This is a genomic window from Bartonella taylorii, from assembly GCF_023920105.1.
Lineage (GTDB): Bacteria > Pseudomonadota > Alphaproteobacteria > Rhizobiales > Rhizobiaceae > Bartonella > Bartonella taylorii.
The window spans coordinates 1,456,775-1,478,900 of sequence record NZ_CP083693.1; the positions used below are offsets into that span (position 1 = coordinate 1,456,775).

Consider the following 22,126-nt stretch of genomic DNA (forward strand, 5'->3'; position numbering starts at 1 on the left):
GTGTACGAATTTTTTCTTGCCCCCTTCGTTGAGTTCCATTTTATGCAAAGCGCCCTTATCGGTTCAATTCTCCTGTCCATCAGCGCTTGCCCTATTGGTGTATTTTTGATGCTACGCGGGATGAGTTTAACAGGAGATGCTATATCTCACGCCATTCTTCCTGGTGTTGCCGCCGCTTTCCTGTTTTGTGGCTTTTCTCTCATATCTATGACACTTGGCGGCATTTTAGCTGGTGTTATTGTTGCATTAGCAACCGCCTTGATTTCGCGAAATAGCTTTCAGAAAGAAGACGCATCAATGACAGTCTTTTATCTTATTGCACTCGCAGCAGGTGTTATTATTGTTTCACTTAAAAATTCAACGATTGATCTGCTTCATCTCTTATTTGGCTCGGTACTTGCATTGGATACACAAGCCCTTTTACTGGTTACTACTATAATGCTAATCACAGTGTGCAGTCTCTGCATTTTCTGGCGCGCGCTTGTAGTAGAAAGCTTTGACCCCCTCTTTTTTAAATCGCTCTCTCCATTGAGTAAATATGTTCATGTATCACTGCTCGGACTTGTCGTATTAAATTTGGTTGGTGGCTTCCAATCACTAGGAACATTACTTTCTGTAGGCATTATGATGATTCCAGCTATTACAGCTCGGTTTTGGCTTTCACGTCTGGGGCCTATCTGCATACTTTCCACACTTTTGGGAATCATTTCTAGCATATGTGGCCTACTGCTTTCTTTCCACCTTTCACTTCCCTCTGGCCCCGCTATTATCATTGCTGCAGGATTTATTTATCTTTTTTCCTGCTTCATAAGTCCACGCGGCTTTATTGTGGCATGGTTTCCCCAACTTTTTTATACATTCCTCCCCACCTTAAGGAAATAATTGTGCTTAAACTCATTCAACAATTTGTTATGCTTGGCTCTCTCTACTTGCTTGCCCTTTTTCCATTTTCTGCTGCTGCACATAATAAGATTAGAGTTGTCGCGAGCTTTTCTATTCTTGCAGATTTAGTAAAAAATGTAGGAGGTGACCATATTTCTATGACTACTTTGGTCGGTCCCAATGCAAATGCCCACACTTATGAAACTACCCCCAATAATGCCCAAGCTCTGAGAAATGCTCATATTATTTTCATCAACGGACTTCATTTAGAAGGCTTCATTGACCGCCTCATCACAGCAAGCGGAACAAAAGCACTTCTTGTTGAAGTTAGTGCCAACATTCCCCTCCTCGAAATTAAAAATAAAGAACTTAGTGCCCAACATCAGCACGACAGTGGTATTGATCCACATGCTTGGCAAACTATCCCTAATGTCGAAATTTATATAAAAAATATCGCCACTGCCTTCTGTAAAATTGATCAACAATCCTGTGCAAACTACAGAAAAAACTCCGAAGCCTACATCCAAAAGCTTAAAGCAGCACAAGAAAAACTTAAATCAAAGATTGCGACCATCCCAAAAGATAAACGTATTATTATCACATCTCACGACGCCTTTGGTTATTTTGCCCAAGAATATGGTTTTACCATACTTGCACCTCAAAGTGCTTCAACAGAAGCTGAAGCGACTGCAGCAGATGTAGCCAAACTTATTAAACAAATTAAAACTCATAAAGCAGCCGCACTGTTTGTTGAAAATATCTCTAATCCTCGTCTCATAAAGCAGATCTCAAAAGAAACAGGTTTAAAAATTGGTGGAACACTGTATTCCGATGCATTGTCGGACGAAAATGGACCTGCTGCAACTTATCTCGATATGATGGAACATAATGTTAAAACTATTATCGATGCGACGACAAAACACTAAGGAAAATTAACAAAATCTATAATCAAGCTATAAAATGCTTTTCTATTATTTTTTTAAATATCATTCTCAATAATTACCAGTAAATCTTTTGTATACAAAAACACCATTTACGCTTGAACTTATTTTCTCGTTTTTCAAATCTTCTAAATGCACATGCGCTCTTGAAAATATCTTACAACGCTAAAACAGATCATTTTTTTATAGATCAAAAATACTGTTAAACACGCAGAAAAATCTCATGTACTTAAGAAATAGAGCTTGTTAGGCATCTCCTAAAACACAAACCAAAACATGATTTGCAAGTACACTCAAAAGTTTGAGAGAGAAATAGCTTCTGAATAAATTAAAAAAATCCGCTTTAGTAGGCATTATTATAATTGGAATGCACAATCGCCTCAAAACTATCATTTCCCAATTATTAAGATAAATAACACAAAAACTAAAAACTCTCTTGAAAAAAATAAATTTGAAGACCGCAATAGCCATAACTGAATGATATTTACTTTTTGTATCCTTGATCTTCCCTTCTGCTTTATTCATTTGAATCATTTCAGTTTTTTATCTACTGTTTACAGAGTAATCCGGTTAACATACGACAGCTCTCAAGAAGGAAAATAGATAAGTCTGAACAAATTTGTTTGACCTTTTGGTGGTTCCTGTTTAAATGGAAAAATATATTTCTAAAATAAAACTATCATGGCATGTTCATGTGTAATACCATAAATCTAGAGGAAACCTGTATTCCATCACTTCAAAAAGGGGGAGCCATGATTCGTTTTTATCTTTTTATAACGACATTTATAGTTGCTATCAGCGTGACAACAACGGGTTTTGCACAAACAAAAATTAGCTTTTGGCATTCTATGAGCGGCGAACTAGGAAAACAGACTGAACAACTCATAAACGATTTTAATGCCAGTCAGTCTGATTACAAAGTTGTTCCTTCGTTTCGTGGTGAATATGAAGAAGGTATGGTTTCACTCATTTCAGCATTTCGCGGAAAGAAACAACCGGTGCTTGCCCAAATCTATGAGATTGGCACTGGAACCATGATGGCTGCAAAAGGTGCTGTTTATCCCATTTATCAACTTATGGCTGATACAAAGCAACAACTTGATTTTGCTGATTATTTACCTGCTATCAGTGGTTATTACTCTGATGTTCAGGGGCGAATGCTTTCTATACCATTCAACGCTTCAACACCGATCCTTTATTATAATAAAGATATCTTCAAAAAAGCAGGGCTTGATCCAGAACAGCCACCTAAAACATGGCAAGATGTTGAAAAATTCTCCAAAAAAATTCTTGAAACTAAAGCAGCAAACTGTGGTTTTACAATGGCTTACGCAGCCCAGTGGATTGGCATAGAAAACTTTTCAGCATTACATAATGTTCCTTTTGGAACAAAAGAAAATGGTTTTGGTGGACTTGATTCAGAGCTCACGTTTAATGGGCCTGAGCAAGTACGTATGTGGACTGATCTTAAAAAATGGTCTGATCAAGGTATTTTCCGCTATGGCGGTCCTTCCGGTGCATTAGATGCAACACCGATGTTTATGTCACAAAACTGCGCAATCTTTATGCAATCTTCAGGGTCGCGTGCAGGTATCGTTTCCGAAGCGCAATTTAAAGTTGGGTTTGGTATGCTGCCCTATTATGACGATATAAATGCAGCACCACAGAACTCAATTATTGGTGGAGCTTCTATTTGGGCTTTGAGAGGTCATACGCCTAAAGAATATGCAGGTGCCGCAGCTTTTCTTAAATTTCTCTCGAAAGCGGATATTCAAGCTAGGTGGCATCAGACAACAGGTTATCTACCAACTACAAAAACCGCTTACGAACTGAGTAAAAAACAACATTATTACGAGAAAAATGCCGGCGCAGATATTGCCATTAAACAAATTACTCTTAACCCGCCGACTGTTAATTCAAAGGGTATACGATTTGGCAATTTACCGCAAATTCGTTCTATTCTTGATCAGGAATTAGAAGCTGTTCTTAGTGGCTCAAAAACACCAAAAAATGGATTAGATACAACAGTTGAACGCGGCAATAAACTCTTACGTGAATTTGAAAAAGCTAATCATTAAGGTTTCATGATTATCATTAAAGATCAAAACCTTCACCAAATAGTTGAGTTTCTTCAATTCTTTTTGTTCATCTTTCTAAAGTCTCTATATTTAAAAAGTCCTACGAATGCAAGAAAAACAGGCATATTTCAAAAACAATCTACTCTCTTATTGGCTGCTTTTGCCCCAGCTTATTGTGACTTTTTTATTTTTCCTTTGGCCTGCTGCCCAAGCGATAAAATCATCTTTCGAGCGTGAAGATGCTTTTGGTTTTACGACAACCTTTGTTGGCTTTGAAAATTATTTGACAATTCTTACTGATCCTTCTTATCTGAAATCACTTCTCACAACTGCAGTGTTTTCTATCTCCGTTACTCTTGCTTCAATGGCGATATCGCTTCTTTTGGCTATCTGTGTTGATAGAGTCATCTGTGCAAAAAAAGCTTACACAATGCTCTTGCTCTGGCCTTATGCTGTTGCTCCAGTGTTGGCAGGTATATTATGGTTGTTTATTTTTCATCCAACCATTGGGATTATCCCTTTTCTTTTAGAAAAAATAGGTGTCATATGGAACTATCGTATTAATGGCACTCAAGCAATGATCCTTATTGTAATTGCAGCCAGCTGGAAACAAATCTCCTATAATTTTCTCTTTTTTCTTGCAGGTCTTCAGTCTATTCCACGTTCCCAAATAGAGGCCGCAGCAATTGATGGTGCTAGTCCTTTTAAACGGTTTTGGACTGTAGTATTCCCGCAGATTTCACCGACGACCTTTTTTCTTCTTGTCATTAACATCAATTATGTCATGTTTGATACATTTGGTATTATTGATAACATGACCTCTGGAGGTCCTGCACGTGCAACAAGCACTCTCGTCTACAAAGTGTATGATGATGGCTTTAAAAACCAAATAATCGGTGGATCAGCAGCACAATCAACAATATTAATGTTGATGGTTATTGTCTTAACGTTTATCCAGTTCCGCTGGATTGAACGTCGCGTACAATATTAGGAAGCGAATTATGGTTGAAAATCGCCCTGTTTTGAAATTTTTAACCCATCTCACCCTCATTGTTGGCATTATCATTATTTGTTTTCCAGTTTATGTCGCTATCATCGCATCAACCCATAGCTCAGCGGCATTTAGCTCAGGAATACTTCCTCTTTTACCGGGGAAATATGCCCTAGAAAACTATAAAACAATCTTTGGTGATGGCCTTCAAAAGCTTGGTTTGCCCAATCTCTGTCCACTTTTAATGAATTCGCTCATTATGGCTCTTGGTATTAGTATTGGAAAAATTATTATTTCACTCCTTTCTGCTTATGCAATTGTCTATATGCGCTTCCCCTTTCGCAAAACTGCTTTTGCTCTCATCTTTGTTACATTGATGCTCCCTGTCGAAGTCCGCATCATTCCAACATATACTGTAGTTGCACAGTTAGGCATGATAAACACCTATAGTGGAATGATCATCCCGCTCATTGCATCTGCAACAGCTACATTTTTATTTCGTCAATTTTTTTTGACTGTGCCTGATGAACTCTTGGAAGCTGCGCGTGTTGATGGTGCAGGACCATTTAAATTCTTTAAAGATATTCTTCTTCCTCTTAGCAAAAGCAATATCGCTGCTTTATTTATCATTATGTTCATTTATGGATGGATACAATATCTCTGGCCTCTTATAGTGACAACTGATCAAAATCATCAAACTATTCTTATTATTTTGAAACAGCTTATTGTAGAATCACTTCAACATGATCCTCAATGGAATATACTCATGGCAGTATCGGTCGTTGCCATGGTCCCGCCTGTTCTTGTCGTCATTTTCATGCAGCGGCTTTTTATCAAAGGCCTTATTGAAACGGAGAAATAACTGTGGCCATAATCCAGTTATCAAATATAAAAAAACAGTATGACAACAACATTATCGTCATTGATGATTTAAATTTGACAGTTGCCGATAAGGAACTTCTTGTCCTTGTTGGTCCTTCGGGATGTGGTAAATCAACACTCTTACGGATTATTGCAGGACTTGAACAGGTCACCTCGGGTGAACTCTATATTGATAATGAATGCATCAATGAGCGTGAACCCGCTGATCGCGATATTGCTATGGTTTTTCAAAATTACGCACTTTATCCCCATATGACTGTTCGTGGAAACTTAGAATATGGGCTTAAAAATCGCAAAACACCTAAAGACGAAATAAATAGACGTATCACACATGCTGCAAAACTTTTGCAAATAGAGCCATTTCTTGATCGCAAACCACGACAATTATCCGGAGGACAACGACAGCGTGTTGCAATGGGGCGTGTGATTGTGCGCCAACCACGTGTTTTTCTCTTTGATGAACCACTTTCAAACCTTGATGCGAAATTGCGTGCGCAAATGTGTATTGAGATTAAAACACTCCAGCGCTCATTGGAAACAACAAGCCTCTATGTTACCCATGATCAATTAGAAGCAATGACACTGGCCGATAGAATAGTTGTCATGAACAAAGGAGCTATCGAGCAAATTGGAACGCCAATGGAAATTTACGACACTCCAGCAACAACATTTGTTGCTGATTTTATTGGTTCTCCTCCTATGAACTTTCTTGATCGCAAAATCCTAGAACGATACTTAGGCCATTCATGGTCTTATAGCCAAGAAACAGAACTTTTGGCATTCAGACCAGAAGTAATCTTGTTGGGAGAATACCCAGATCAAGGACCTGTCTTTCACACACAAATTGAGCTTATCAAGCCTGTTGGGACAGGGTGTCATATTTTAACGCGTTGGAACGATACCATTTTTACTGTTGAAATAAGAGAACGCCTTACAAGCGACTATGGTAAGAAACTAAGCTTCACTGTTCCTCATCAGAATTTTCACACTTTTAATAAAACCACAGGAAAACGCACAAGTAACAAGTAAATAAAATAGAAACTTTAACCTTATAAGCACTGTTAGCAAAACTTCTTATTTTCTCCTATCGACTTCAATTTTTATCAACTGTATCGTTTCTTTTGTATAGTAATAAGCTTTTTATCTCTGTGCACGTAATTGCAAAGCTAAATCGGGTTGATCTGTCGTGATATAATGTACAGGCATATCAAGCCAATGTGATAACCGAGCTCTCCCGTTGATTGTCCATACACCCACAGTAAAACCAGCTTCAAGCGCAGATTCAATAAAAACCTGTGAAGCAATGGAGCCATCTAAACTCAGATCAGAGTACCCTAATCGTTTCCATTCAGAAAAACTGCGGTACATATCACCTTCAAAGCTATCAATACATGGCCCAGATGCTATTCCTGCTTCAATAAAAGGACGAAGGCTTGTAGGATCAAAACTGATTGCAGAAACCCGTTCTGCTAAATTTCGACTTTTTATTAATGCAAGTGCTTTTTGGGATAAAATAGTCTCACGCTCAAGTTCACCACATGTTTTAATTTCAAGATGGAGGGCAACGTGGGTTGACACCAACAGATCAAGCACCTCTTCTAATAAAGGAGGCGCTTCAGTGCTTCCTTTCACACAGAGTTTTTTGCGTGTTTCATTATCAATATCATGAATATATCCTTTTTTCCCAACCAGTTGTTCCAGATGAAAATCATGGAATACAACCACTTCACCACTTTTCAGAAGATGAACATCACATTCAATTTCATCGACTCCTAATGCAATTACGTGACGAAATGCCGAAAGTGTATTTTCGGGATAAAGGTTTGCTCCACCACGGTGTGCAACAATTTTTCTCTCAGACATGCAAAATTTCACACTTCTTAATTTTAAACAATATCGGTTCATATAAATCAGATAATGATTTTTTAAAAATCATACAAAGTGCAAAACAATTTTAAAAAAATTGTTTTTTCTATCCACTCTCCCGAATATTAATTTTAAGCGACACTCTCTGATTAAAATTTTTTTTCAATCATTCCCACTCAATTGTACTAGGAGGCTTTGAAGTTACATCATACACAACACGATTAATACCTCTCACTTCGTTAATAATGCGTGCCGCTGTTTTGCCTAAAAACTCCATATCATATGGATAGAAATCAGCAGTCATTCCATCTACAGATGTTACCGCGCGAAGAGCACAAACAAATTCGTAAGTGCGCCCATCACCCATAACTCCAACAGTCTGAACAGGAAGAAGAATAGCAAAAGCCTGCCAAATTTTGTCATAAAGGCCAGCTTTACGAATTTCATCAAGGTAGATAGCATCCGCTTCACGTAAAATTTCTAATTTTTCACGTGTAACTGCGCCTGGACACCGAATTGCAAGACCGGGTCCTGGAAAAGGATGACGACCAATACACTGCTCCGACAATCCTAACTCTCGCCCTAGCGCGCGAACCTCATCCTTAAACAGTTCACGCAATGGTTCTACAAGTTTCATGTTCATTCGTTCCGGTAACCCCCCTACATTATGATGGCTTTTAATTGTTACCGATTCACCAATAGCCGATACACTCTCAATAACATCTGAATAAAGCGTTCCCTGCGCTAAAAATTCTGCACCTCCTATTTTTTTAGTTTCTTCTTCAAAAACTTCTATAAAAAGACGGCCAATTGTTTTACGTTTTTTCTCTGGATCTATTTCACCTTCTAGAGCGTTAAGAAACATGTTGGTGGCATTAGCGTGAATAAGCTCTATGTTATAATGATCTCGAAATAATGTAAGAATTTCTTCAGCCTCATTCTTACGCATTAACCCATGATCCACAAAAATACATGTTAGTTGCTCTCCTATTGCTTCATGAAGAAGTACAGCAACAACTGTTGAATCAACACCACCTGAAAGACCACAGATCACACGGCTTTTCCCAACTTTTTCGCGTATATCAGCAATTACCTTCTTGCGATACGAAGTCATTGACCAATTACTTTTAAGACCAGAAATTTTATGAACAAAATTTTGTAAAAGTTTTGTACCATCGGGTGTATGAACAACTTCAGGATGAAACTGTACAGCATAAAAATGCCTTTTTTCATCAGCAATCGCAGCATAGGGAGCACCTTTTGATGTTCCTATTACACGAAAGCCTTCTGGTAACGCCGTCACACGATCACCGTGACTCATCCATACTTGATAACAAGATCCTTTTTCCCACACTCCATCAAAAAGTGCATTCTCTTCTTGTATCTCTAAAAAAGCACGCCCAAATTCACGCTCATGTCCAGCTTCAACCTTTCCACCAAGCTGAACACACATAGCTTGTTCACCATAACAGATACCAAGAACTGGAATACCAATTTCAAAAACTTCCATCGGAGCACGCGGCGAACCGCCATCAACAACTGAATAAGGGCTACCTGATAAAATAATAGCTTTAGGTTTTATTCGCTTGATGCCTTCTAAAGCTAATTGAAAAGGAACAATTTCACAATAGACACCCATTTCTCGCACCCGCCGTGCGATCAGTTGTGTGACTTGTGAACCAAAATCAATAATAAGAACAGTGTCTGGATGTGATACGCTCATAGAAAACCAATCAATAATTATAAAAGAGAACCAATGAGATTTATGATTTAATCTTTCTCTTTTCACAAGCCTGTTCGCTTCAGAAAAAGATTTTTCTCGTAAAATCTAAGATAAAAAATGCAAAAATATGTATCAATGTTTTTTTTGCAACACAGATAAAAAGAAACCATCTGTTTTTGTTGCTGCTGGCGATAACGTAAGTCCATGATTTGAAAAAATTGGTTGCACAGACGAAAAACTAAAATGTTGCTGCCAAAGTGTACGCATATTTATTGGATAAAAATTAGAATGCTGTTGAAGAAAACGGGAAATTTGTTCCTCATTTTCATCCACAAAAAGAGAGCATGTAATATAGACTAAACGCCCGTTTGGTTTAAGATAATCTATAGCCTCATTCAAAATAACCTTTTGTTCTGTTTGGCGTTGTTTTACCTGTTCTAACGTCAAACGCCACTTCGTATCTGGCCGCCGCCGCCATGTTCCTGTACCACTACATGGCGCGTCTAGCAGCACAATATCCATCTGACCGACCAACGGCTTTAATTCTTCTACATTCCCACGTGCCTGTACATTACGAACACCGGCACGTCGAAGACGATCAAAAATGGGAGCCAAGCGGGCTTTGTTTGAATCATAAGCATAAATTTGTCCCTGATTCTCCATACTGGCAGCTAAGGCTAATGTTTTTCCACCAGCTCCAGCACAATAATCCAACACCTGCATACCTGCCTTTGCTTCTACAAGATAAGCAACAATCTGAGATCCCAAATCCTGTATTTCAAAGTGTCCCCTTTGAAAAGCTGGCTCCATCTGAACATTGGGATGACGGCCAAACTTTTCAATCGGCGCAATTCTTAAAGCTTGCCGAAACCATAACAACGGTTGAGCTTTGGTTTTTGCTAATTCCTTGAATACCTTTTCTGGTGTTACCTTCAAGCTATTCACGCGTAAATCTAAAGAAGGACGTGTTGCTAATGCAGCAGCTTCAATGACCCAATTGTCGGTAAATACAGGAAGAAGATGCGCTTGACACCATTGAGGAATATCACCACGAATATAGTCTGGCGCATCAATTAATTGCTGTTTTTGCCACGATTGGCGCTGTTTAGAACCTAATACCTGCGGTGCAAATCTATCTCCTTCTAATTCACTATCAACTTGTTCAATCGTCATTTTTCCAGTATCTAATAAGGTGCCGAAAACGACATCCCTCATGTCATCACTCTCCATACGCCATTGTAAAGAATAACGTCGTCTTAAAACATCATAAACGATTGTACCAATTGCAGCTCGGTCGCTTGCTCCAGCAAAGCGATGAGAAAGTCCCCAATCTTTTAAAGCTTCACCTATTGGGCGATGCCGAGTTTCTATCTCTTTTAGAATATCTATTGCCGCATATAAACGCCCACCTAAGCGCATTGATTTCTCCTATTTTAATTTTTACAAGACTCTACACAATTTAAGAAAAAACAAATTCATCTTTTTTAACACCAACGGAATTTTCTCAAACCCATATAAAATTTACATTAGAAGCAGATTCTTATTACGCTTTTTTATAGCATCCAAACTTTTCTTCTTATGTGCTCCTTATGCGCACCTTTTAACTTTCTAAAATAGATGGAATCCTTTTTGACACTGCAAGACAAGTAGTCACCCCTAAGATACCTCTTCCAGTTATACGTACGCAAAACCACGAAACTTTTAATTACCGCATAAAATAAGAATTTTGTAGCCTTATATAACAGCACATAACATCAAGTATTCACTATCTTGAAAAACTCTCTTCCTGAAAAGGTGAAAAAACAGCTCTACTAAAACCATGCAAATACATCTTATTCTCGATAAAACATTAACTTTTTAAAAAACGCTTGGAACCACTATTTGGCATGACCGTTTTTACTGTACTGGCTTTAAGTCAGCTAATTTAAAAGGAGAAAATAATGAATACTTACAATAATGGGAAAACAACTTCATCTAAAAGCCGTCACAATACAACACCCTCAAACAATGGAAAGAAATCCGTCCAAGGTGATCAGGCTAACACTCGCCAACGCGCGTCAAAGTCGGTACGGAAAACTACAAAAAGTTAATTTCCTTAATTTTATATAACCTACAGAAAGAATTGGGACATCAGCCTCCAATTCTTTCCTTTTTAGGATCGTTGCACCACATCACAAAGAGAAAAAATGGTAGACTTGCTCTCTTCTCTCAAAAGATTTTATGCTATGTAACATGGCTCTAAACTCTTATACATCAAACAGGACCTCGGTAGTTTGGACTCTCTCGTGTAATAGAAACATCATGTGTATGACTTTCATGGAGTCCGGCATTGGTGATACGAACAAACGTTGCTTTTTTACGAAACTCTGCTAGATCTTTCGCTCCAACATACCCCATCGAAGCACGCAACCCACCAGCAAGCTGATGTAGAACCGATGCTATAGGACCTTTATAAGCCACTTGACCCTCCACACCTTCAGGAACCAATTTAAGCTCATCACGCACTTCATCCTGAAAATAACGATCTGCCGATCCCCGTGCCATAGCACCAACTGATCCCATACCGCGATAGGCTTTAAAAGACCGTCCTTGATAAAGATAAACTTCACCAGGACTTTCTTCTGTACCTGCTAAAAGAGAACCGATCATAGCAGCACAAGCCCCACCTGCTAAAGCTTTAGCAAAATCACCTGAAGCTTTAATCCCGCCATCCGCAATGACAGGAATCCCTGCTTTTTCAGCAACTTCTGCAGCATTCATAATAGCTGCAAGTTGAGGCACACCAACACCTGCAACAATTCGTGTTGTGCAAATAGAACCAGGACCAATACCAACCTTCACTGCATCTGCACCACAATCAATTAACGCCTGCGTTGCTTGAGAAGTCGCTACATTACCAGCAATAACAGCTGTAAAGGACGCCATTTTTTTAATTTGCTCAACGGTTTCTAGTACACGTTGAGAATGCCCATGTGCTGTATCAATCACTAGTACATCAGCACCAGCATCAATGAGTCGTTCAGCCCGCTCAATCCCATCTTTCCCCACACTACTAGCAGCTGCAACACGCAAGCGTCCTTGGGAATCTTTGGCAGCATTTGGATTTAATTGTGCTTTTTCAATATCCTTAACTGTTATCAAGCCGACACAGCGATTTTGTTCATCTACAACCAATAATTTTTCAATACGGTGATGATGTAAAAGATACTTCGCTTCACTGAGTTGAACATTTTCACGCACTGTGATCAAATTTTCATGCGTCATTAATTCATAAATTTTTTGTTTTAGATCCGATGCAAAACGTACATCCCTATTTGTTAAAATGCCAACAAGACGCCCAGCAGTTTTATCTTTAGCACCATTTTCAACAACTGGAATACCCGAAATACCATGAGAACGCATTAAGGCTTTTGCTTCTTCAAGTGTTGCATCTGGCCCAATTGTTACTGGATTAACAACCATACCAGATTCAAATTTCTTTACCTGGTGCACTTCTTCAGCCTGCTCTGCAGGAGACATATTACGATGGATAACACCAAGACCACCCGCTTGGGCCATAGCAATTGCTAAACGCGATTCTGTCACAGTATCCATTGCTGCAGAAAGTAATGGTAAATTCAACTCAATATCAGCTGCAATACGCGTCTTAAGATCTACTTGGCTGGGCATAACAAGAGAATGACCAGGTTGTAAAAGCACATCATCAAAAGTCAGTGCCAATGCACCTGTCCCTGTTTCAACAATCTTTGCCATAGCCAAATTCCTTTTATAACAAAACACCGCAAGGTGTTTTTAAAATACAACTGCGGTTCTTATACGTTGTGGATTGGCAGAAAGTTATGCCATGCTACAAGAAAAATAAAAACAATTTTCTGATTATAGTTTATAAAATCTATAATTGTGATTCAATGGGTAACCAACTTATTATTTTGACAAACGCACGACGCAAAAAATTGCTTTCTGGCTCATAATCAACGCTCTGCTTTTTTTCGTTTTCAATAAAATCCCAATAAATACGGTTATTATCACCAAGACGGAGATGATAACTCATTTCACCCGTTGTTTCTTCAGAAAAAAGCAAATCTAACCTCGCTGTAATTGGTGCACATTCAAAAAGAATTCCCATCTCTGTATTCAACGCAGCTGACCTAGGATCAAAATTTAAAGAGCCAATAAAAGCGGTTTTACGATCAACTAAAAAAGCTTTAGTATGTAAACTTGCCCTACTTGATCGAAATAATCGCAATCTATGAGTACTTCCATTTGGTTTTAACTCATAAAGCTTAACACCACTTTTCAATAATGCTTTACGATACGGCATATAGCCACCATGCACCAGTGCTACATCAGTCGCTGCTAAGGAATTTGTAAGAATTTTAACATCAACACCTTTTGAAACCAAATTGCCAAAATTCTGCGTACCTACCTTACCAGGAACAAAATAAGGTGATGTAATCTGAACCGTTTTTTTGGCATCTCCAATAACCTCTGAGAGCACCTTCATAAGCCAATTTCCTGCTTTTTTGCGCAATGCTTTTTCTGGAGGATCCGAGAGAACTATAACTTTATCTGCTAAAAATAATCTCTTCCCTGTCTGGATAAAACAGTCAAAATTAATATGCTCCTTGACATAATCTAAATAAACTTTTGCAACCTTGGAATCACGAAATTTCCGTAATTTATCCCTCCAATAGTTAAGATCATTTGCACTTTTAGGAACAACCAAAGTATGTATCGGTAAAACTACAGCACTATTCCAAAATTCATCAAAAATGGTTTCCACCTTTTTAACCGAGGGACCGATTAACATCAGATCTAAATCTCGAAAATGTGATTCTTCACCAGCGTCAAAATAAGAATCTGCAAGATTGCGTCCTCCTACAAAAGCCACTCGGCCATCCACAATAAAAGCTTTATTATGCATTCTGCGTGTTACAGTAATTGCCCGCAATATAATCTCTAAACCACGGCGTAAACCACCCTTACGCGATCGCCCTGGATTAAATATTCTCACCTCAATATGAGGATGTTTATCCAGCGCAATATAAGCTGGATCACGTGCTTGAGCGTTAATATCATCTAAAAGAAGACGCACCCGAACACCACGCTCAGCTGCTTTCACTATTTCACTTAATAATAAACGCCCTGTTAAATCATCATCCCAAATATAATACATCAGATCAAGACTACGCCCCGCCTGTGCTGCTCCTATCACACGAACACAAAACGCATCTAAATTGCTGATGATAAGTGAAAGGGCGTCTTTATCAACCCCTAACCCATCTGTTCCCTCTGCCAATTGGCTTACTATACGGTCAAACTTGGTTTCATCTTTCTTAACAGTTAACGCATAAGAACACGCTCCCCTAGCACTCTTTACAAAACGCCCATAGGTGTAAATCGCCAACATAGACGCAACAAAAAAAAATATGATAAAACCGATCACAATCTGTAACAGAGTCAAAGAGGATAAACTTTCCATTTTCAAACCACTGCACCACCATAGATACAAATCATAACATTAAAATCTATGATCTTATCTTAATCATGCAATAGTAGAATGCCACCTCTTGCTTAAGAGAATATAAATCTCATATCAATGATGCTGGAATTTTAGTTCCAATGCTAAAAAGTGTAAAAGTTATCTTTCATGTTAAATGAATGTAAACTTAGCTAAAGTCGTAAAACTAAAACAAGAAAAAAGTTAAAAATAATTCCGTCAAACAAAATCAATACTTATTGCGTTTTCAAAGTTATTCTCAATACCTGAGTGCCACAATAAATAGTATTTCTTTTAAAAATAAAAATCCCTCCACTGTCTTTACCAAAATCTACGACATTTTTTCTGAAAATCATGCTTTCCATGAATAGAAATTTATCGTGGATTTTACTTCCGTTCTTTGCTTTTTCCTACTTTCAATTCCTCTACTTTTCGATAAAGCGTAGAACGACCAATGTGAAGACGGCGAGCAATCTCACTCATATGCCCCTTATAATGTTTAAGCGCTTGTTCAATAATATCATGCTCCATCTCTGCAAAAGTGCGAACATGCCCATCAGCATTTAAAAATTGTATTGATTCTTGTTCATGATCTTCTTGAACATTACTCTCAATGATATTTGGAACACTTATTAATGGACTTCCCATTAATTGAGGAAAGTCTCGAACAGTTAACAATGGCCCCTCGCTGAGCAAAACCGCACGAAATAGAAAATTCTCAAGTTGATCCCGATTACCAGGCCAATCATACTGCATAAGCAATGAAAGAGCTGATCCTGTTAAACCATGTACATGCGATCGCCCTGTTTCCGTAATAATGCGGTCAATTAAACGCTGCGTAAGCTCTGGAAAATCATCCCTCAATTCCCGCAAAGCAGGAACACTAATTGATAACGGAGAAAGTTGTTCAAACAAACTGCGCGAAAAACAATCTTCTCTAACCAGATCTGAAAGCCGTGATGCTGAAATAGCTATGATACGAAATAGGGGAGGATTGTTTTTTGTCGCCTTTGTCCTCTCTTGAAGATAACTTGCAAAGCGCTTTTGTTGTATGGGCTCGAGTCTATCAACATCACAAAGGCACAGTGTGCCTTTTTTAAGAGTAGAAACCAATGGTAGAAATTCTTTAAACCACTGGCGGTTTTCTTCCTCTGGATCAATGATAGCTGAACATTGAAAGCGAATAAAAGCCCCTTCCGATAACAAACCCTCATGATGAATAATACGCGCTAGTGTTTCGCGACCAGTTCCACCTTCACCTTCTATCAAAAGGTTCTGTAAAGAAGCCGCTGCTTTTCTTGATTGTTCCAGAACTATCTGCATTGCCCTACTTTTTATGCAGAGGTCAGAAAATTGCAAATGATTCTCATTTTTTCGCCGAATATAACGAACCTCACGCTCCAACGCAGAAATAAGGGCAAGAGTATCTAACGTGACTCTCAATCGTAGTGGTGTAACTGGATGAATCCAATAATCAATAGCTCCAGCTGTTAAAGCTCTCTGGAGTAAATCTTGATTCTCTTGTGGTGCTATCACAACAATAGGAACAGAAACACCGGTAACTCTAATCATTTTAATCAAATCACCCACACTCAAATCACTCATGACGACATCAAGGAGTGCAAGCACAATATTTTTACGTCTGTGTAAAAGATCAATCGTACGGAGACCATTTTCTGCTTCAATGACACGGTAACCAAAACCTCGGAGCATAGCAGAAAGCTCTATACGTCTTCCATAATCTTCACTCGCAACAAGAATGGGACCAACCATAATTTCAATAATCTCCTTTGAGACTACTAAGCGGTTTAATGTAAAAATTTTTGTAAACCATAAAAATATTTCGCCTCTTTTCATCAAAAAATTTTATCAAGCTGTTAATTAAATACAACATTAAGGCATTTTTTTCTATTTTTTTGCTTTTTCATTGATTCCCATCAAATTTTTCATATTGACTCATGAAGTAATTTAACAATGTTATAGAAGCTAGAGAGCAAAATAACATAAATCGAGTGAAACAAATGAAACATACTTGCCGTATTTTATGTCTTACAATAATCACTTTAGTATTAAGTGCCTGTGGCTTTTCACAATATCATGGACAAAATATACCAGATGGAATTGATGGTAAGTGGATTGATGAAAACGGTATCATTTCTTCTTTCCGTGAGGGAATTTTTGAAACGCGCGCAGCAGATACAGAAGAAAAACTATCAGAAGGTACATATAATTATGTCAGTGCCCAACATATAGAAATTGAAATACGCTCCATTCTTCGTGGGACAATATCTCGAGTAAGTTGTATAATGTCACGTGAGGCAACACAACTTTTCTGTACATCACATACAGGATCACAATTTTCTCTTAATAGAAAACTTTAAATAAAAGCTACAGCTTCTATTAGAAATATAGTAAGCATGCATAAATAGGAAGCAGTGATTTCCCCTACTGAGAGAGTTCTTATCAAAAATACGCAAAAACATTGATATAACCCTCTGCTGGCAGAATTTTCTAGCACCATGGAAAAACAATCATCCTTTCCAAGAAACATCAATAAAACTGCTGAGCAATGAAATTTTGTCTTTTTATTGTTTAACCTATTTTACCCTAACATAAAACTTGATCTGATATGAGCACTCTAACTTACGCAGCACCAATGCGCAAAAGATCATGAAAATGAACAATTCCCACCGGTTTTTTATTCTCGACCACGAAAAAAGCACCTATATGGTGATCATTAATAAAAGCCGTTGCAGCACCAACTAGTGTATTTGGTTCTACAATTTTAGGATTTTTCGTCATCAACTCATCAACATTAAATTTTGATAAGTTAAAGTGAATGTTGCGTGCAAGGTCACCATCGGTCACAATCCCAATTAATTCACCTTTTTTATTGACAACACCAACACAGCCAAAATGTTTTTCAACCAAAATATTCATCGCTTCAGTCATAGTTGTCCCCTGCACAACCAAAGGAAGACGATTACCCTTATGCATAATATCACTCACATATTTTAGGCTTGCACCAAGAGAACCACCAGGATGATAAATTTTAAAATCCGTTGCAGTAAAGCCACGCATTTCTAAAAGAGCAACAGCTAATGCATCTCCCATCGCCAATTGCATAACAGTTGAAGTTGTAGGAGCAAGCCCGTGGGGACAAGCTTCTTCTATCTTTGGCAACAAGAGTACGATATCAGCTTGTCGCCCTAATACAGAGCTTTCACCCGAAGTTATGGCAATAAGGGGCGTGCGAAAACGCGCAGCATGATTAATAATGCCACTTAATTCCAAAGTTTCACCTGACCATGACAAAGCGAGAATAACATCATCAGAGCCAATCATACCAAGATCACCATGGTTGGCTTCCGCAGCATGAACAAAAAAAGCAGGCGTCCCCGTCGAAGCTAAGGTTGCTGCAATTTTTGTACCTATATGACCACTCTTCCCAAGCCCCGTAATTACCACATGACCATTAGCATTTCTGATAGTTTGAACAGCAGCTTCAAAAGAGGAAGAAAGACTTCCAAGAAGAGCTGATTCAAGAGCTTCAAGTCCTTGTTTTTCACTCGCAAGCGTTTTAAGCGCTGATGTAATGGCGCCCTGCAACACCATATGAGAAGACTGTATTATCATAATCAAGTTTGATAGATGAAATTAAACGAGAGATCTATATTATTTTTCAATTTTAATAGTTTCTAGTAATTTTTTTAATGAAGTAGAAACTTGGCTATGCATATCAGCACGCGCTAAAGAAAACGCAACATTGGCTTCAATAAAACCAGCTTTAGAACCACAATCAAAAGTAAGACCCTCTAACTGGAAACCGAAAAAATCCTGCTCCTTTGAAAGTCGTACCATCGCATCTGTTAATTGAATTTCATTTCCTGTTCCTCGTTCTTGATTGGAAAGAATATTAAAAATCTCTGGTTGCAAAATATAACGTCCATTAATGTATAAATTTGATGGTGCTGTTCCTTTTGTGGGTTTTTCTACCATTTTTGTGATTTTAAAACCGTTTGCAATCTGCTTTCCTTGTCCAACAATACCATATTTATGGGCTTCTTCAGGACCGCACTCCTGAACCGCGATGATATTTCCTCCACCCGTTTCCTCATAAAGATTGATCATCTCAGAAAGGCAGCCCTTTTTAGATTGTATAAGCATATCCGGTAATAACAAAGCAAAAGGCTCCTCACCAACTAATTCACGCGCACACCAAAGGGCATGTCCTAGCCCCAAAGGCTGCTGTTGCCTCGTAAAAGAAGTTGACCCTGGTAGAGGCTGTAAACCATGTAAATGTTCAAGTTCTTCTCTTTTTCCACGTTCGGCAAGAGTCGTATATAACTCAACTTGCGAATCAAAATAATCCTCAATGACTGCTTTATTGCGTCCAGTAACAAAAATAAAATGTTCAATACCAGCTTCACGTGCCTCATCTACAACATATTGAATAACGGGCTTATCAACAACAGTCAGCATTTCTTTAGGAATTGTTTTTGTTGCGGGAAGAAAACGTGTCCCAAGACCCGCCACAGGAAATACTGCCTTCCGGATTTTACGCACTCTTACCCTCCTGCTTCTCATGAATCTTATAAATTTCTGATTTCATTTAACATATGTTTTTACTAAATGGTAAAAAAGATATCTTATTGTTTTAATTGCCATTATAATGGACAAGAAAGAGATACAAGAGTATGGTAATTTATTGAGAATATTCCTTCAAAACAAATAATCCGTTTCAACCTTTCTTATGCGTTTTATAACATCATCAATGATACTAAATACAAAAATGAAGTCCTTGCGCATCAAAAGACTTGAATATTGAGGGGAATTTAAAAATGCAAAAAACAGAATTTAAAACTTTCTCTTCTTTAGACAAATCAATAAGTCGGAAAACTTTTATCATAAGTTTTGCTGTTCTTTTTTCTGCATTTTTAATGTTTTTTGCATCATTTTTACATGCTGATAGTGGTTTTAAATACTGGATTAAAGAGTTTAAAAAAATAGCTCTTGCTAACAATATTTCACCCTCTACGTTTGATATGGCTTTTAAAGGCGTCAATGCAATTGATCCAAAAGTTTTAGAAAGAGCTGCATACCAGCCAGAATTTGTCGACCCTTCATGGAATTATTTCGATAATCGTGTCCATGATATTGCAATTTTAGAAGGACAACGCCAAGCCCAAAAATGGAAAAATTGGCTTTTTCAAATTGAGAAACGTTTTGGTGTTGACCGTAATATTCTCTTGGCTATTTGGTCAATGGAAAGCAATTATGGAAAAATTTTAGAAAATAAAAATGTGATGCGTGATACTATTCGTTCACTTGCAACCCTAGCCTATGCTGATCAAAAACGTGCAAAATACGCGCATGCACAACTGATTGCTGCCATGAAAATTCTCCAAAGTGGTGAAATTACACGTGCACAACTTACCGGATCTTGGGCTGGGGCAATGGGACATACGCAATTTATTCCGAGCAGTTATCTCGCCTATGCCATTGATATGGACGGGGATGGACGGCGTGATATCTGGACTTCTGTTCCAGATGCTCTTGCTAGCGCTGCTAATCTTCTTCACATGAATGGTTGGCAGTCTAACCTCCCTTGGGGAGTAGAAGTTAAATTACCACAAGGGAAAAATTTCCCTGAGGATTGGTATTCCTTTGAGAAATGGGCAAAACTAGGTGTAAAACACGCGAATGGGCATCAACTTCCTGCATCAACTGAACAAGCAATATTGAAATACCCAGATGGCCCCAAAGGACCTATATTCTTAGTAACAAAAAATTTCTTTGTTCTTAAACGTTATAATAACGCAGATCGCTATGCTTTAGCTGTCGCTCTTCTCGCTAACCGCATTGCTGGACATCCTAGATTGCTTCAAGATTGGCAACGTCCATTTCAACCTCTTACGTTCCATGAGCGTCAAGAACTGCAATCTCGCTTAGCTGCACTTGGCTATTATAAAGGAGAAGTTGATGGCAAAATCGGTACAGTCTCTCAAAAAGCAATTAAAGCTTTTCAACTGCGTCACGGTTTAAAGCCAAATGGATATCCAACCCCTGCTGTTCTTTCTATTCTGCGTAAACAATAATCTGGAGTAAAGTGTTTGTCCCATTTCCGCCCAATATACTGGATTTTTCTGCTTTTCTCTCTCTTTACTATGGCTGTCATACAACCATCTCCAAGTAAAGCAACAAACTTTTTCAAATGGTTGTTACAACATAACAAACAACAGCAACAACCACCGCAAACTATAGAACAAAAAATATATAAACCATTAAAAAAGACTGTATTACAAAAACCCGCACAAAAACTAAAAGAAGAAAATGCAAAACGTATTCTCGTCATAGGGGATTTTGTCGCTTCTGCTGTTGCCGATGCACTCAAAAAACTTTTTACTGATAATCGCTATATTATCATTATAAATAATACAATGCCAACTTCTGGCTTAATCCAAACTGATCAGACTTCTTGGAAAAACAATATTTATGAACTCATTAATAAAAATAAACCCGACGCCATTGTTATGGTGATAGGTGCAAATGATAATCAACCAATCAAAACGCTTCACGGCATATTCGGTACGCTTCAGCCAGAATGGCTAAACATATACAAGCAAAGAATTACCGAAATTGCTGAAAGCCTTCATACTTCTGGGAAACCATGGATATGGATGGGGCAACCTGCTTTTGGAAACGATAATTTAACACAAAAAATGAAATTTTTTAATGAGCTCTACAAACAAGCAACAGAAGTGGCAGGAGGATATTTTGTCGATATCTGGAGTGGATTTATTAATGAACAAGGTCAATTTTCTTTTTCAGGTTACGATACAAATGGAAAAATCATTAGATTACGCACTCATGATGGTATCAATTTTACCTCTGAAGGAAAGAAAAAACTCGCTTCTTATTTAGAAACAAAATTAGAAAACATTTTAAATATTCACACATTCTCCCATGAAAATTTACTTTTGATCAATGGCAACATTCCAAAGTTTACCCAAGAATCACAGAATATTGAACGTAAACTCCCAATGAGTCTTGATGACATGGCACAACAAAATACTGGTTTACTTAACAAAATAGATCAAAGTTTCATAAAAAAATCATGGTTTCTACCAAATGGTCATCAAAAAGACCGAGCTGATAATTTTTCTTTCCCATGATGACTGGTAACAACACAGAGTCTCATATTCTCCAAAAATTAAAAGCTACAAAAATAAAAAATCTCTGCTCAGAGAACCATGATGGAGT

General features: G+C 38.0%; 18 protein-coding genes. 10 read left to right on the forward strand and 8 right to left on the reverse strand.

Annotation, left to right across the window (positions count from 1 at the left end; genetic code table 11):
- The 6 genes from LBE40_RS06405 to LBE40_RS06430 all read left to right on the forward strand — a co-directional run bounded on the left by LBE40_RS06405 (window position 1) and on the right by LBE40_RS06430 (window position 6,803).
- A complete protein-coding gene (locus tag LBE40_RS06405; protein WP_040296824.1) occupies window positions 1–882 on the forward strand; it encodes a metal ABC transporter permease in 882 nt (293 codons plus the stop codon).
- A gap of 2 nt (window positions 883–884) precedes the next feature.
- Window positions 885–1,808: a metal ABC transporter solute-binding protein, Zn/Mn family gene (locus LBE40_RS06410; protein WP_004858573.1), complete on the forward strand. Its 924-nt coding sequence runs from the start codon at window positions 885–887 to the stop codon at window positions 1,806–1,808.
- A gap of 767 nt (window positions 1,809–2,575) precedes the next feature.
- Window positions 2,576–3,901 (forward strand): sn-glycerol-3-phosphate ABC transporter substrate-binding protein UgpB, encoded by a 1,326-nt coding sequence (ugpB, locus tag LBE40_RS06415; RefSeq protein WP_208432680.1) that lies wholly within the window; start codon window positions 2,576–2,578, stop codon window positions 3,899–3,901.
- A 106-nt stretch (window positions 3,902–4,007) separates the two neighbouring features.
- On the forward strand, window positions 4,008–4,892 hold the full coding sequence (gene ugpA, locus LBE40_RS06420; protein ID WP_004858567.1) for a sn-glycerol-3-phosphate ABC transporter permease UgpA: 885 nt from the start codon (window positions 4,008–4,010) through the stop codon (window positions 4,890–4,892).
- A 10-nt stretch (window positions 4,893–4,902) separates the two neighbouring features.
- Window positions 4,903–5,754, forward strand: a complete 852-nt coding sequence (gene ugpE / locus LBE40_RS06425) for a sn-glycerol-3-phosphate ABC transporter permease UgpE (protein WP_004858565.1) — start codon at window positions 4,903–4,905, stop codon at window positions 5,752–5,754.
- A 2-nt stretch (window positions 5,755–5,756) separates the two neighbouring features.
- Window positions 5,757–6,803, forward strand: a complete 1,047-nt coding sequence (locus tag LBE40_RS06430; RefSeq protein WP_004858560.1) for a sn-glycerol-3-phosphate import ATP-binding protein UgpC — start codon at window positions 5,757–5,759, stop codon at window positions 6,801–6,803.
- Window positions 6,804–6,914: 111 nt separating this feature from the next.
- Here the strand turns inward: LBE40_RS06430 and LBE40_RS06435 are convergent, their stop codons facing one another.
- The 3 genes from LBE40_RS06435 to LBE40_RS06445 all read right to left on the reverse strand — a co-directional run bounded on the left by LBE40_RS06435 (window position 6,915) and on the right by LBE40_RS06445 (window position 10,782).
- Window positions 6,915–7,637 (reverse strand): glycerophosphodiester phosphodiesterase, encoded by a 723-nt coding sequence (locus tag LBE40_RS06435; RefSeq protein ID WP_004858557.1) that lies wholly within the window; start codon window positions 7,635–7,637, stop codon window positions 6,915–6,917.
- Window positions 7,638–7,806: 169 nt separating this feature from the next.
- The gene (gene guaA, locus LBE40_RS06440) at window positions 7,807–9,363 is read right to left on the reverse strand and encodes a glutamine-hydrolyzing GMP synthase (protein ID WP_004858554.1); all 1,557 of its coding nucleotides are present in this window, start codon (window positions 9,361–9,363) and stop codon (window positions 7,807–7,809) included.
- A gap of 132 nt (window positions 9,364–9,495) precedes the next feature.
- A complete protein-coding gene (locus LBE40_RS06445; protein ID WP_004858551.1) occupies window positions 9,496–10,782 on the reverse strand; it encodes an RsmB/NOP family class I SAM-dependent RNA methyltransferase in 1,287 nt (428 codons plus the stop codon).
- Window positions 10,783–11,303: 521 nt separating this feature from the next.
- On the opposite strand from LBE40_RS06445, the gene LBE40_RS06450 reads away from it, so the two are divergent.
- Window positions 11,304–11,453 (forward strand): hypothetical protein, encoded by a 150-nt coding sequence (locus LBE40_RS06450; RefSeq protein ID WP_004858550.1) that lies wholly within the window; start codon window positions 11,304–11,306, stop codon window positions 11,451–11,453.
- A gap of 163 nt (window positions 11,454–11,616) precedes the next feature.
- On the opposite strand, the gene guaB is transcribed toward LBE40_RS06450, so the two are convergent.
- The 3 genes from guaB to LBE40_RS06465 all read right to left on the reverse strand — a co-directional run bounded on the left by guaB (window position 11,617) and on the right by LBE40_RS06465 (window position 16,636).
- Window positions 11,617–13,116, reverse strand: coding sequence for an IMP dehydrogenase (gene guaB / locus LBE40_RS06455; protein ID WP_004858547.1), 1,500 nt, complete (start codon window positions 13,114–13,116; stop codon window positions 11,617–11,619).
- 139 nt (window positions 13,117–13,255) lie between these two features.
- Window positions 13,256–14,827, reverse strand: a complete 1,572-nt coding sequence (locus LBE40_RS06460) for a phospholipase D family protein (RefSeq protein WP_040296866.1) — start codon at window positions 14,825–14,827, stop codon at window positions 13,256–13,258.
- Window positions 14,828–15,250: 423 nt separating this feature from the next.
- On the reverse strand, window positions 15,251–16,636 hold the full coding sequence (locus tag LBE40_RS06465) for a sigma-54-dependent transcriptional regulator (RefSeq protein ID WP_040296865.1): 1,386 nt from the start codon (window positions 16,634–16,636) through the stop codon (window positions 15,251–15,253).
- 248 nt (window positions 16,637–16,884) lie between these two features.
- Here LBE40_RS06465 and omp10 point away from each other — a divergent pair, with 248 nt between their 5' ends.
- Window positions 16,885–17,244, forward strand: a complete 360-nt coding sequence (gene omp10 / locus LBE40_RS06470; protein ID WP_004858538.1) for an outer membrane lipoprotein Omp10 — start codon at window positions 16,885–16,887, stop codon at window positions 17,242–17,244.
- Window positions 17,245–17,506: 262 nt separating this feature from the next.
- On the opposite strand, the gene LBE40_RS06475 is transcribed toward omp10, so the two are convergent.
- Both LBE40_RS06475 and galU read right to left on the reverse strand, forming a co-directional pair.
- Window positions 17,507–18,499 carry a KpsF/GutQ family sugar-phosphate isomerase gene (locus LBE40_RS06475; RefSeq protein WP_004858534.1) on the reverse strand — a complete coding sequence of 331 codons (993 nt, stop codon included), beginning with the start codon at window positions 18,497–18,499 and terminating at the stop codon, window positions 17,507–17,509.
- A 39-nt stretch (window positions 18,500–18,538) separates the two neighbouring features.
- Complete coding sequence (galU, locus tag LBE40_RS06480; protein WP_004858531.1) at window positions 18,539–19,429, reverse strand: UTP--glucose-1-phosphate uridylyltransferase GalU; 891 nt, start codon at window positions 19,427–19,429, stop codon at window positions 18,539–18,541.
- Between the two features lie 275 nt (window positions 19,430–19,704).
- Here galU and LBE40_RS06485 point away from each other — a divergent pair, with 275 nt between their 5' ends.
- Both LBE40_RS06485 and LBE40_RS06490 read left to right on the forward strand, forming a co-directional pair.
- Complete coding sequence (locus LBE40_RS06485) at window positions 19,705–20,961, forward strand: lytic murein transglycosylase (protein ID WP_004858521.1); 1,257 nt, start codon at window positions 19,705–19,707, stop codon at window positions 20,959–20,961.
- A 69-nt stretch (window positions 20,962–21,030) separates the two neighbouring features.
- On the forward strand, window positions 21,031–22,038 hold the full coding sequence (locus tag LBE40_RS06490; protein WP_004858519.1) for an SGNH/GDSL hydrolase family protein: 1,008 nt from the start codon (window positions 21,031–21,033) through the stop codon (window positions 22,036–22,038).
- Window positions 22,039–22,126: the final 88 nt, after the last annotated feature.